This is a genomic window from Antarctobacter aquimaris (assembly GCF_900184945.1).
Lineage (GTDB): Bacteria > Pseudomonadota > Alphaproteobacteria > Rhodobacterales > Rhodobacteraceae > Maliponia > Maliponia aquimaris.
In genome coordinates, this window is record NZ_FXYF01000004.1 from 108,573 (window position 1) to 120,409 (window position 11,837).

General features: G+C 67.9%; 12 protein-coding genes and 1 pseudogene. 3 read left to right on the forward strand and 10 right to left on the reverse strand.

Going from position 1 to position 11,837, the window contains the following annotated elements:
* Positions 1-40 precede the first annotated feature (40 nt).
* The 3 genes from qhpR to MAA8898_RS08410 all read left to right on the forward strand — a co-directional run bounded on the left by qhpR (position 41) and on the right by MAA8898_RS08410 (position 2,575).
* A complete protein-coding gene (gene qhpR, locus MAA8898_RS08400; protein ID WP_094020553.1) occupies positions 41-1,054 on the forward strand; it encodes an AraC-like transcriptional regulator QhpR in 1,014 nt (337 codons plus the stop codon).
* Between the two features lie 88 nt (positions 1,055-1,142).
* Positions 1,143-1,955, forward strand: coding sequence for an NAD-dependent epimerase/dehydratase family protein (locus MAA8898_RS08405; RefSeq protein WP_094020554.1), 813 nt, complete (start codon positions 1,143-1,145; stop codon positions 1,953-1,955).
* Positions 1,956-2,038: 83 nt separating this feature from the next.
* Positions 2,039-2,575: a flavodoxin domain-containing protein gene (locus tag MAA8898_RS08410; RefSeq protein WP_094020555.1), complete on the forward strand. Its 537-nt coding sequence runs from the start codon at positions 2,039-2,041 to the stop codon at positions 2,573-2,575.
* A 180-nt stretch (positions 2,576-2,755) separates the two neighbouring features.
* Here MAA8898_RS08410 and MAA8898_RS26685 read toward each other — a convergent pair whose 3' ends face one another.
* From MAA8898_RS26685 to MAA8898_RS08455, 10 genes and pseudogenes are all read right to left on the reverse strand, one after another.
* A complete protein-coding gene (locus MAA8898_RS26685; RefSeq protein WP_245853302.1) occupies positions 2,756-2,905 on the reverse strand; it encodes a hypothetical protein in 150 nt (49 codons plus the stop codon).
* Positions 2,902-3,102 carry a hypothetical protein gene (locus MAA8898_RS26690; protein ID WP_245853304.1) on the reverse strand — a complete coding sequence of 67 codons (201 nt, stop codon included), beginning with the start codon at positions 3,100-3,102 and terminating at the stop codon, positions 2,902-2,904. Before MAA8898_RS26690 ends, MAA8898_RS26685 begins: the two co-directional genes overlap by 4 nt.
* Before the next feature lie 177 nt (positions 3,103-3,279).
* A complete protein-coding gene (locus MAA8898_RS26695) occupies positions 3,280-4,128 on the reverse strand; it encodes an FAD-dependent oxidoreductase (RefSeq protein ID WP_370738617.1) in 849 nt (282 codons plus the stop codon).
* 244 nt (positions 4,129-4,372) lie between these two features.
* Positions 4,373-4,863, reverse strand: a pseudogene (locus tag MAA8898_RS08425) (nitrate ABC transporter substrate-binding protein); the annotation flags it as partial.
* Between the two features lie 183 nt (positions 4,864-5,046).
* Positions 5,047-6,375 (reverse strand): flagellin N-terminal helical domain-containing protein, encoded by a 1,329-nt coding sequence (locus tag MAA8898_RS08430; protein WP_094020556.1) that lies wholly within the window; start codon positions 6,373-6,375, stop codon positions 5,047-5,049.
* Positions 6,376-6,696: 321 nt separating this feature from the next.
* Complete coding sequence (locus MAA8898_RS08435; RefSeq protein WP_094020557.1) at positions 6,697-8,166, reverse strand: mannitol dehydrogenase family protein; 1,470 nt, start codon at positions 8,164-8,166, stop codon at positions 6,697-6,699.
* 69 nt (positions 8,167-8,235) lie between these two features.
* Positions 8,236-9,009 (reverse strand): L-iditol 2-dehydrogenase, encoded by a 774-nt coding sequence (locus MAA8898_RS08440; protein WP_094020558.1) that lies wholly within the window; start codon positions 9,007-9,009, stop codon positions 8,236-8,238.
* Complete coding sequence (locus MAA8898_RS08445) at positions 9,006-10,010, reverse strand: ABC transporter ATP-binding protein (protein ID WP_094020559.1); 1,005 nt, start codon at positions 10,008-10,010, stop codon at positions 9,006-9,008. Before MAA8898_RS08445 ends, MAA8898_RS08440 begins: the two co-directional genes overlap by 4 nt.
* A gap of 12 nt (positions 10,011-10,022) precedes the next feature.
* The gene (locus MAA8898_RS08450; RefSeq protein WP_094020560.1) at positions 10,023-10,853 is read right to left on the reverse strand and encodes a carbohydrate ABC transporter permease; all 831 of its coding nucleotides are present in this window, start codon (positions 10,851-10,853) and stop codon (positions 10,023-10,025) included.
* A 13-nt stretch (positions 10,854-10,866) separates the two neighbouring features.
* Positions 10,867-11,736 carry a carbohydrate ABC transporter permease gene (locus MAA8898_RS08455; protein WP_094020561.1) on the reverse strand — a complete coding sequence of 290 codons (870 nt, stop codon included), beginning with the start codon at positions 11,734-11,736 and terminating at the stop codon, positions 10,867-10,869.
* Positions 11,737-11,837 lie beyond the last annotated feature (101 nt).

The window sequence follows — 11,837 nt, forward strand, 5'->3', positions numbered from 1 at the left end:
CTCGAACACTCGGGGGCAGCCTCAGACCGCAACGGGAATCATGGCCGACTCAGCCCAGATCGTCTCATCCGTGATCCGCGATCCGATTCGCGTTGCCCTCGACCTGGGGGGAGATGCCGACAGCCTCTGTTCCGCCGCCCGGATCGACAGCGCGACCCTGTCGGGCGGCGCGCCCTCGCTGCCGCTGCGCTGTTTCGTGGCGCTGAACCAGCTGGCCGCCAAGCAGCTGCGCGCGCCGCATTTCGGCCGCCTCGTCGGCAGCCGGTTCGAGGTCGCCAACATCGGCGAGGTCGGCCGCGCCGCCATGGCCGCGCCCTCGCTGGGCGCCGCCTTGCGATTGATGGAGCGCGCCTTTGCCACGGTGCAAAGCGAAACCGAGCTGCATCTCGACGTCACCGACGGCGTCGCCTGCCTGTCCTATCGCATCCTCGATCCCAACATCTGGCCGCGCGACCAGGACGCCGAACTGACGCTGGGCGTGTTCCGGCAACTGGTGCTCCAGGCCGCCGGACCCGGCTACCGGCCGCTGGGCCTCAGCTTTGAACACCCCGCCGGCGGGGCCGAACGGCGCAGCGGCGGCGATCCCGGTTGCCCGGTCAGCTACGACGCCGAAACCAACGCGCTTTGCTTTCACGCCCGCCTGCTGGACCGCGCCATGCCGGGCAGCCATCGCGACCAGTATCAGCGCATGGCCACGGTGCTGACCGCCGCCGCCCAGCGGCTGGAGCGCGACGGCAGCGTGACCGCCCGCGTCCGGCGCGAGATCCTGCGCAACCTCGGGCAGGTCGCCGTCGATCAGACCGCCATCGCCCAGCGCCTGGGCATGTCGCGCCGCAGCCTGCGGCGGCACCTGGCGGACGAGGGCACCAGCTTTGCCGACATCCTGGGTGACTGCCGCGATGGCCAGGCGCGCATCCTGCTGCGCGACACCCGGCTGACCATCCCCGAGATCGCCGACCGGCTGGACTACTCCGAGGCCAGCGGCTTTGAACGCGCGTTCCGGCGGCGCACCGGGCAGACCCCTTCGGCCTTTCGCAAATCCGCCACCGGCTGATCCGCCTCAATCCGGCTTGACCCGTCCCCCCCTGCGCGGCGACAAGCGCGGGACACCGCAACGCGCCGCATCCCCAAGGAGACGCCCCATGCCGAAACTCAAGAAACTGCTGATCACGGGGGCCGGCGGCAACCTGGGCAAGGTCTGCCGCAACGGCCTGACCGGGATCGCCGAGACCATCCGCATCAGCGACCGCCCCGGCGCCGATCTCGGCCCCGCCGCCGCACACGAGGAAATCGTGACCTGCGACCTGGGCGACAAGGCCGCCGTCGAGGCGCTGGTCGACGGCTGCGACGGCATCGTCCACATGGGCGGCCAGTCGATCGAAGGCACCTGGGACAAGGTGCGCAACGCCAACATCGACGGGGTGTTCCACCTCTACGAGGGCGCGCGCAAATCCTCGGTCACGCCGCGCATCGTCTTTGCCAGCTCGAACCACGCCATCGGCTTTTACCAGCAGACCGAACGGCTGGACGCCAACAGCACCCCGCGCCCCGACAGCCTCTACGGCGTGTCCAAGGTGTTTGGCGAGGCCATGGCCAGCATGTACCACGACAAGTTCGGGATCGAGACCGCCTCGATCCGCATCGGGTCCTGCTTTCCCGAGCCGATCAACCACCGGATGCTGGCCACCTGGCTCAGCTTTGACGATTTCACCCGGCTGATCGAACGCATCTTCACCGTGCCGCGCCTGGGCTGCCCGGTGATCTACGGCGCCTCGGCCAACCCCGAAAGCTGGTGGGACAACCGCGAGGTCGCCTACATCGGCTGGCATCCGCAGGACAGTGCCGAGGTGTTCCGCGCCAAGCTGGACGCCCGGATGTCGCCGCCGCCCAAGGACGATGCGACCGCGCTCTACCACGGCGGGGCCTTCTGCGCCGACGGCATCCACGAGGACTGAGGCAACCCGCGTCTTGACGCCGGTCAAGGCGCGCCGCTCTCCCGTCTGGCAGATTGCCCGCAACTGCCATCCAGGGGGACGCCATGAAACTGCTGATCGCCTACGCCTCGACCGAAGGACAGACGCGCAAGATCGCCCGCCACGTTGCCGACCGCCTGGCCGATGCCGGTCACATGGTCGAACTGGTGGGCCTGACGGACGCCGGGGACATCGACCTGCACCGCTTTGACCGGGTGATCCTGGCCGCCTCGGTCCACCTGGGCAACTACCAGCCCGAAATCGCCCATTTCATCGAGGACCGCGCCGCGGCGCTGAACGGCCGCAAGTGCCTGTTCCTCTCCGTCTCGCTGGCCGCCGCCGGGCACGAGGCCGAGGACTGGCGCGGGCTGGAACACATCGTGCGGGATTTCCTCGACGCCACCGGGTGGGAGCCGGACCGCGTCGCGCAGGTCGCCGGGGCCTACAAGCCCTCGGAATACGACATCTTCCGCCGCTTCGTCATGAAGCGCATCCTGGCCACCCGGGACCCGCACGCCGATCCGGGCACCGACAAGGAATACACCGACTGGCCCGCGCTGGACGCGCTGGTTGACGGCTGGGTCGCGGAAAAACCCGCCTGAGCCCTCGGCCCGCCCGCAGCAAGGCCACCTGCGCCTCTGCCGCCGCGGGCCAGGTCACCAGGATCACCGCGCAGCCCTCGCATCCCGCCTGCGCCAGCGCCGTTTCCCGCACATCTTCGTCGGCCAGCCGGTCATGAAAGATCGCCTCCGCCTCCTGCAACCGCTCGACCGCGCGCAGGGTCATGGGGTCGCCCCCCGGCGCTGCGCCGACCAGAGAGACCTGCCCAACGCGCGGCCCGCCGCCATGGCGTCCTTGATCATCCCCGCCAGCCCGGCGATTGCCTCGGCCGTCTCGCCCGTCATCCGGAGCAGCATCAGCAGCGAGCTCACCGCCTCGGCGTGGCCACTTCGCCCAGCATCAGCGTCATGTCATCGGGCACCTCACCCTGCGGCAGCGACCGCAACCGCCCCGGCCCCCGGTCCAGCGTTCCGACAGGCTCATTCGCCCTCTTGATCGCGCTGCCGATGGCGGCAAGACGGCAACGGCCGAGGAAGGGCCCACCCGCCCGCCGGGTAGGCCAGGTCAAAGATCAGCGCCTCGCGCATGTGGCTGAGGTCGACCCCATCGTGGATCAGGCCAAAGAACCCGGTGCGGTCGCCGTGTCCTTGACGACAAGACCGGCAGGCTGGCGGGTCCGCGTCGCCCCCCCTGGCCTGCTCATAGAGCGGCGCGGCCGAAGAGATGCCCGTCGACCTCCAGGCATTCACCCGCGGCCAGCACGTCCGGGTCCGATGTCAGCGTCTGCGCATCCACCACGATGCCGCGACCGCCTCGATACCGGCGCGTTGGCCAGCCGGATCTCGGGGTGGATGCCCACAGCCTTGAACACGAGGTCGGCCACCAGCCCGGTGTTGTCCTGCACGAGCACGCGCTCGACACGGTCCTTGCCCAGGGGCGCGGCGGCAGCGACCTTGGTCACAACCTCGATGCCGCGCGCCTCCAGGTCCTTGCGCGGCAGGTCGCCCGTTGCCGGGTCGAGCTGACGCTCCAGCAGGTGCAGCGCCGTGACCTCCCGGCCGCGTTCATGCAGGCCCCCGCCCATGACCACCGCCTTTCCGCCCTTGGCAGAGGCCTCGATCATCGCGTTGGTGTCGTCGAGATCGCGGTATGTGACCTCGCCCTTCAGGTCCCGCCCCTCGACCGGGATGATGAAGGGGGCCGACCCGGTGGCGATCAGCAGCTTGTCGCGCCGTTCTGCCCGTGCCCCCCCCTGGCGGCGCGGTCGATCCGGGTGACGTGCTCGCCGACCCGGCAGGTGATGCCATGCGCTCAGCGGTTCGTCCAGCGGCAGCGCCGAGCGCAGCGCCGGCTTGGTCGCGGTGGCCGACAGACCGGCGGAAAACAGCGTTTCGTTGCGCTGTTCGACCATGGTGTAGGGCCTGGCCCGCTTGGCGGCCTTGGCCTGCGCGTCCTCGTGCAGGGTGACCGCCTCGGCCCGGAGTTGCGCCGGACCGGGCACCGCCAGCAGGCGCCACAGCTCCGTCATCCGGTCCCGCGGGTTGACCCCGGCGGCGGCCTTCAGCGCCGGGGTGATCCAGCTCAGGCCCGGCACCCGGAACCATGTGTCAGCGGCGTTGATGCGGGTGAACAGGCGCGCGCGCCGGGCCTCGCTTGTGGCATAGCTCGGGTCGATGGCGGTCGTGTCTGCGGTCTCCTGTGCCGCCGGTCAGCGTGGCGGCCCCCGGGAATGCATGTGCTGCGGTGGCGGTTGCGCGCGCGGGGAGCGGGGCGCCCGCGGCCGGGGACGGTGGGCGGGGCGTCGCGCTTGCGCGCGCGCCGTCCCCCGGCCCGCGGCATCAGCCCTTGACCTCGGTGCCGACCACCGCCTGCACGCCCTTCAGGCCGATCGGCAGACTGTCGAGGCAGGCGCTTGGCGTGCGGCCGGGGTCGGCGCCGTGTAGCCGTCGCCCTCCCGGGGGAAATCGGCCGCGTCGGCCAGTCCCTCGTCGACCGGCCGGCGCGCCGCCTGCAAACAGGTTTCGGGGCGGGAGACCTTGCGCGCCACCTCGTCGCACCAGCTGTCCGGCTGGGCTTCCGGGATCTGCGCCCAGCGGCGCATCTGCGTCAGCTCCCACACCGCGTCCGAATAGAACGGTCAGGTCGCCTTGTGGCGGAAGAACTTGACGTCGGGAATGTCCCGCTTGTCGCCCCTCTCGAACTCAAAAAGCCGGTCATCGCGTTGGCGATCGCCTCGGCATCGGCGCCCCCGATTTCCGGCCGCGCCACGATCTCCACCGCCTGCGCGGTTGGCGTTGTCGTTCTCGTCCGGCCAGATGGCAGCCGAGATGCGCCGCGCCGGCCCCGCCTGCCGCACCGGAGCGTCGTGCTGCCGTGCTCCGACCGGATCGCGCGCGCCTTGGGCGCCGCGGGGTCGTCGCAACGGCGGACAGGGCCGCGCCGTGGCGCCGCCCAGTTGCGGTGTGCCTCGGGTCGACAGGGCGCGCGTCAACGGACGCGCGCCCGCCGCGTGTTACTTGAACAGCGACAGCAGCGACTGCGGTGCCTGGTTGGCGATCGACAGCGCCTGCACGCCCAGCTGCTGCTGCACCTGGAGCGCCTGCAGACGGGCCGAAGCCTCTTCCATGTCGGCATCGACCAGGGCGCCGATACCCGATTTCAGCGCATCGGTCAGCGACGACACAAAGGCCGCCTGGGTTTCGATCCGGCCCTGCGCCGAACCGAAGGCGGCGGCCGAGTCGATGGCGATCTGGATCAGCGTCTCGACCTCGGTCAGGGCCGCGTCCACGCCGGTCTGGGTCGTGACGTCGATGTTGGCCAGTTCCTCCAGCCGGCCGCCGACGGTGGTGTCGGTGGTGGCATAGCTGCGCACCTGCACCGAGAAGTTGTCGCCGGTGTTGTTGGCGCCGGTGAAGTTGATCTGGTTTGCGCTGGTTCCACTGACCGCCGCCGCGATGCCCAGACCGTCGGTGATCGACGAATTGTCCGAGACGTACTTGTTGAAGGCCGCGACCAGGCCCGCGGCCACGTCCGCCTCGGTATCGCCGTCGCGGGCGACATAGGTGATCTCCTGCGCGCCGGCGGTTGCGGTGGTGTTGAAGGTGGTCAGCCCACCCGCGCCCGCGGTGATCTCGATCGAGAAACCGGTGCCGGCGGCGACCTCCGCGGTGCCCGCGCCCGCGGCCTGGCCGACGACGGCCAGCGTGGTGGGCTGCACGGCCGCACCGGTCAGCGCGACAGCGGCGGTGTTGGCCGCACCCGACAGCGCGTCCGTACCGACCGCCACCGCCGCGGCCGAGGCCACGTTGATCGACGACGCCCCCACACCCAGGTCCTGCTTGTTCACGGTGATGTCGGAGGCGGTCACCCCGGTGCCGGACCGGTCGAGCGAGGCCAGCACGTTGATCCGACCCGTCCCTGCGGTCTTTGCGGTGTTCGACAGCAGGTTCAGGCCGTTGAACTGCGCCGCGCCGACCACTGCGGCGATCTGGTCGCGCAGCGCATTGATGTCGGCCTGGATCTTGCCGCGATCGACGTTTTCCTCCTGGGCGGCAACGATGCGGCCCTTGATCTCGGTCAGCAGGTCGGTCGTCGTCTCGGCCGCCTGGCGGGCGACGGCGACGGTCGACTGGCCCAGGTTGAGACTGTCGGAGATGCCTTTGAAGCCCTTCACGTCCGCTTCCATCACCTTGGAGATGGCCCAGACGGCAGAATTGTCCTTGGCGGTGGCGACGCGCTTGCCGGTCGAGATCTCCGACTGCGTGTCCAATAGGTTGGCGTTGATGGATTTGAGGGTTTGCAGCGCCACCATGGCGCCGTTGTTCGTCAGGATGCTAGACATATTCTTGCCCTTGCTTTTCGAAAGCGCGTTTTGGCGCCGGTTTCATTTGCCGCGATCGACATTTTCTGACGTCGTTCTGACGGATGCAGTCCGAACTCCTTGCCGGCCTGCGCCACCGCTTCAGGTGCGAGGCCAACCTCGCGCTTTCGTATGAACAGAAGCCTAAAAGCCTCTTCTTGCTTGCCTAGAATTTGTCTGAAACCGGAAGCATCGCCGCGGGGCCCCCGCAACGACATCGCGCGCGCAGGGGTCTGTCCCTGCGCGCGCGTCCGGGGCCTGCACCCCTGTCCTGCTCGAAAATTCGTGACTGCGGTCCGGGCGTCAGCCCAGGTAGGCGCGCAGCGCCGCCTCGGTGCCCTCGGCCCAGATCCGCGTCAGCGCCTCGGCAAAGGCGGCGGAGAACCGGGCGTCGTCGGCCAGCTTGCCGTAGAAATGGCGCTGTTCCAGCCAGGCCTGCGGGCTCTCGCGCGCCTCGATCGACGCCTTGACCAGGTCGTCCCAGACCGGATCGTTGGCGATGATCTCGGATCCGTCCTCGCGCGTGCCGTAGCACATCCGCGCCCACAGCGCCTGGCTCAGCGCCAGCCCCTGCAACGGCGTGCCGGCGGCCACCGCGTCGCGGATCACCGGCAGCACCGCGCCGGTGTGGCGGGACGACCCGTCAAAGGCCACGCGGCGCACGGTGTCGATGATCCTGGGGTTGGAGAACCGTTCGTCGATCAGGTCGACATAGGCCTGCGGGGTCATGCCCGGCACCGCGTGCACATGCGGCGCGATCTCGTCCAGCGCCACCTTGCGCAGCAGCCCGCGGATCAGCGGATGCGCCATCGCGCCGTCGATCGACTCGATGCCCAGGATCTCGGCCGGGGCGGCGATGATCTGGTGGCCGCCATTCAGCATCCGCAGCTTCATCGCCTCGTAGTCATGCACCAGGTCGGTGATCGTGGCGCCGACCTGTTCCCAGGCCGGCCGCCCGGCGCAGAACTTGTCCTCGATCACCCACTGGCGGTAATTCTCGTGCGTGACCGGCACGTCGTCGTCGATGCCGAATTCGCGCACCAGCGCCAGTTCGCGCGGGCCGGTCGCCGGCACGATGCAATCCACCATCGAATTGGGGAACGTGACCTCGGCGGCGATCCAGTCCGCCAGCGCCGGATCGGCGAGGCGCGCGAGGCCCAGCACAACCTCTTCCAGCTTGGTGCCGTTGCCCGGCAGGTTGTCGCAGCTCTGGCAGGTGAACGGACCCGCGCCGCTGTCGCGCCGCTTGCGCAGCGCGGCGATCATCGCGCCAAAGGCGGTGCGCGGCGTGTCCAGGTTGGCCACGTCGTGCCGGATGTCCGGATGCGTGGGGTCAAAGCTCTTGGTCGCGGGGTCCAGGTAATAGCCACCCTCGGTCACCGTCAGCGCGACGATGCGGATCGCCGGATCGGCCATCTTCTCGATCAGCGGGCCGTTGCCCTCGACGATCGGCACGTAGTCGATCATCGCCCCCACCACCTCGGCCGAGGATCCCTTGGGGTCCAGCTCGATCAGCGTGGTCAGGTAATCCTGGTTCGCCATCTTCTCGCGCATCGCCGCGTCGTAGGCGCGGACGCCCGCGCCGACGATGGCCCAGTCGTGCGCCTGCCCCTGCTGCATCAGCCGGTGCAGATACCACGCCTGGTGCCCGCGGTGGAAATTCCCCAGCCCGATGTGCACGATCCCGGGGGTCAGGGCCGAACGGTCGTAGGTCGGCACCAGAACGCCCTCGGGCAGGTCGGATAGATTGGCGGCACAAAGCTTGATCGCCATGGGGTCCTCACAGGCTGGCCGGGGGGTGTCCCCGGTCTCGGTCTTGTTTGCGTGCGGCGGGATGCGCGGTCAGCTCATCCACTGGCCGCCGTCGACATTGTAGGTCTGCGACACGATGTAATCGGCCTCGGACGAGGCCAGGAACACCGCCATTCCGGCCAGGTCCTCGGGCCGCGCATAGCGCCCGGCGGGCACGCTGGCCTCGACCTCGCGCTTTTTCTGGCCCGGCGCCTTGCCTTCCAGCTTGGCGAACATGGCGTCGACATGGACCCAGTGGTCGCCCTCGACGACACCGGGGGCGATGGCGTTGACGTTGATGCCGTGCTTGATCAGGTTCAGCCCGGCCGATTGCGTCATCGAGATGACCGCCGCCTTGGTCGAGCAGTAGACCAGCACCAGCGCTTCGCCGCGCCGCCCGGCCTGGCTGGCCATGTTGATGATCTTTCCGCCGTGGCCCTGCGCGATCATCTGCTTTGCCGCCGCCTGCATCGTGAACAGCGTGCCCGCGACGTTGATGGCGTACAGCCGGTCATAGCCCTCGCGGGTGATGTCCACCGTCTCGGCGGCGTCGAACACGGCGGCGTTGTTCACCAGGATGTCCAGCTTGCCCGCGCGGGCGACGACACCGGCGATGGCCGCGTCGATGCTGTCCTGTCGCGTCACGTCCAGGTGCAGCGCATAGGCGCCCGGTCCGATTTCGGCGGCGGCCGCCTCGGCCGCCTCCATGTTGATGTCGCCGATGGCGACGGTCGCGCCTTCGCGGACATAGGCCTCGGCAAAGCCCCGGCCGATGCCACGGGCCGCACCCGTGATCAGGGCGGATTTCCCAGTCAGGCGTGTCATGCGATGCGCAGCCCCTTGGCGTCGAACCGGTGCAGGTGCTCCAGCATCGGCGACATGAAGACCTTGTCGCCGTGCTTGACCGGGATCTCGCCGCCCACGCGCACGGTCATCGGGTCGCAGCCCGGCACGCCGTGAACGTGGATGAAGGTGTCCGATCCCAGGTGCTCGGCCACGCCGACGGTGCCCTGCCACTTGCCCTCGGAGGTCGAGACATGGATGTGCTCGGGCCGGATGCCGATGGTCTGCGCGTTGTGCTCGGCGGCGGCGGGTCCCTCGATGAAGTTCATCTTGGGGCTGCCGATGAAACCGGCAACGAACTTGTTGCGCGGCGCGCGGTACAGGTCCAGCGGGCTGCCGACCTGCTCGATCACGCCGGCATGCAGCACCACGATCTTGTCGGCCATGGTCATGGCTTCGACCTGGTCGTGGGTCACGTAGATCATCGTGGTTTCCAGGCGCTTGTGCATCTCGGAGATTTCCAGACGCATCCCGACCCGCAGCGCCGCGTCGAGGTTCGACAGCGGTTCGTCGAACAGGAAGGCCGAAGGCTCCCGCACGATGGCCCGGCCGATCGCCACACGCTGGCGCTGACCCCCCGAAAGCTGGCCGGGGCGCCGGTCCAGGTAGTCGGTCAGGTTCAGCGCCTTGGCCGCCGCGGCGATCCGCTTGTCCTGCTCGGCCTGGTCCATGCCCGCCATCTTCATCGGAAAGGCGATGTTCTTGCGCACCGTCATGTGCGGATACAGCGCGTAGGACTGGAACACCATGGCCAGGCGGCGCTTGGCCGGGGGCAGGTTGGTGGCGTCCTGGCCGTCGATCTCGATCTTGCCCGAGGTGATGTCCTCGAGCCCGGCGATCAGGCGCAGCAGGGTGGATTTGCCGCAGCCGGACGGGCCGACGAACACCGTGAACTCCCCGTCATGGATGGTCAGGTCGAGCGGCGGGATCACATTGACTTCGCCAAAGCTCTTGGTCACTTGCGTGAGCTGAATTTGTCCCATGGTTTCAGATCCTTATTTCACAGCGCCGAAGGTCAGGCCACTGACAAGTTGCTTCTGGCTGAACCAGCCGAGGATGAGGATCGGCGCGATGGCCATGGTCGAGGCCGCCGACAGTTTGGCGTAGAACAGGCCCTCGGGGCTGGAATAGCTGGCGATGAAGGCCGTGAGCGGGGCCGCCTTGGCCGCGGTCAGGTTCAGCGTCCAGAAGGCTTCGTTCCAGGCGAGGATGAAGTTCAGCAGCAGTGTCGATGCGATGCCCGGAATGGCCATCGGGGTGAGGATGTAGAGGATCTCGTCCTTCAGGCTGGCGCCGTCCATCCGCCCGGCTTCAAGGATATCGACAGGGATTTCCTTGAAGTAGGTGTACAGCATCCAGACGATGATCGGCAGGTTGATCAGCATCAGCACGATGACCAGTCCCGCGCGGCTGTCCAGCAGGCCCATCTGGATGAAGATCAGGTAGATCGGGTAAAGCACGCCGACCGCCGGAAGCATCTTGGTCGAGAGCATCCACAGCAGGATGTCCTTGGTCTTTCGCGAGGGCACAAAGGCCATCGACCAGGCCGCGGGCACCGCGACGATGATGCCCAGGATGGTCGACCCGCCGGCGATGATGATCGAGTTCCACAGGAAGCGGGCGTAGTTGGACCGCTCCAGCACGGCTTCGTAGTTTTCCAGCGTCCAGTCGAAGGCCAGGAACACCGGCGGATCGGAAATGGCCTGCGCTTCGGTCTTGAAGCTGGTCAGGATGGTCCAGAGGATCGGGAAGAAGATCAGCAGACCGACTGCCCAGGCGGCGGTGGTGTTGATCACCTTGCGTTGTGTCGTGACGGCACGTGCCATGATTGTTCTCTCCTCACGCGTCCAGGTTCTTGCCGACGATGCGCATCAGGAAGATGGCAACGATGTTGGCGAGAATGATTGCGTAGACACCACCTGCAGATCCCAGGCCGACGTTCTGGCTTTCCAGCACGCGCTGGTAGATCAGGTATGTCAGGGTCCGGGAGCCGAAGGCGCCGCCGGTGGTCACAAAGATTTCGGCGAAGATCGACAGCAGGAAGATCGTCTCGATCAGGATGACGATGGTGATCGCCCGGCTCAGGTGCGGCAGGATGATGTACCAGAACCGCTTGAGCACCGGCGCGCCGTCCATTTCCGAGGCTTCCAGCTGTTCGCCGTCCAGCGACTGGATCGCGGTCAGCAGGATCAGCGTGGCGAAGGGCAGCCATTGCCAGCTGACGATCATGATGATCGACACCAGCGAGGCGTCAGACACCCAGACCACGGGATCGGCCCCGAAAAAGCGCCACAGATGCGCCAGCAGGCCGTTGGTCGGGTCCATGAACATGTTCTTCCAGACCAGCGCGGACACGGTGGGCATCACGAAGAAGGGCGCGATCACCAGGATCCGCACCATCCCCTGGCCCCACATGGGCTGGTTCAGCAGGATCCCGAGCAGCACGCCGAATATCACGGTGATCAGCAGGGCGCCGCCCACGATGATCAGCGTCGCCTGGATGCTGGGCCAGAACGAACTCGAAGAGATGAAGCGGACGTAGTTGTCAAACCCCGCAAAGCTGGGCTCGCGGTCGGGTCGCAGCGGAAAGTAGTTCCGGAATGAGAACCACAGCGTCATAACGAGCGGCACCAGCATCCATCCCAACAACAGGATAACTGCGGGTGCCATCATCAGGCGGGCTGCGGAGCGTGAGTGCTGGGTGGCCATGACACATCTCCTCCATGTGCGGACGGGCGCCGCATGAGACGATCCAGGAAATCGTGGTATCGGGGTGTGGGGTGCCGGGGGGCGGTGCGTCGCCGCCCCCC

What these genes read in the sequence shown, in the direction of transcription:
- qhpR (WP_094020553.1), top strand. Translation starts at nt 41, where the DNA reads ATGGCCGACTCAGCCCAGATCGTCTCATCCGTGATCCGCGATCCGATT.
- MAA8898_RS08405 (WP_094020554.1), top strand. Translation starts at nt 1,143, where the DNA reads ATGCCGAAACTCAAGAAACTGCTGATCACGGGGGCCGGCGGCAACCTG.
- MAA8898_RS08410 (WP_094020555.1), top strand. Translation starts at nt 2,039, where the DNA reads ATGAAACTGCTGATCGCCTACGCCTCGACCGAAGGACAGACGCGCAAG.
- MAA8898_RS08430 (WP_094020556.1), bottom strand. Translation starts at nt 6,375, where the DNA reads ATGTCTAGCATCCTGACGAACAACGGCGCCATGGTGGCGCTGCAAACC.
- MAA8898_RS08435 (WP_094020557.1), bottom strand. Translation starts at nt 8,166, where the DNA reads ATGGCGATCAAGCTTTGTGCCGCCAATCTATCCGACCTGCCCGAGGGC.
- MAA8898_RS08440 (WP_094020558.1), bottom strand. Translation starts at nt 9,009, where the DNA reads ATGACACGCCTGACTGGGAAATCCGCCCTGATCACGGGTGCGGCCCGT.
- MAA8898_RS08445 (WP_094020559.1), bottom strand. Translation starts at nt 10,010, where the DNA reads ATGGGACAAATTCAGCTCACGCAAGTGACCAAGAGCTTTGGCGAAGTC.
- MAA8898_RS08450 (WP_094020560.1), bottom strand. Translation starts at nt 10,853, where the DNA reads ATGGCACGTGCCGTCACGACACAACGCAAGGTGATCAACACCACCGCC.
- MAA8898_RS08455 (WP_094020561.1), bottom strand. Translation starts at nt 11,736, where the DNA reads ATGGCCACCCAGCACTCACGCTCCGCAGCCCGCCTGATGATGGCACCC.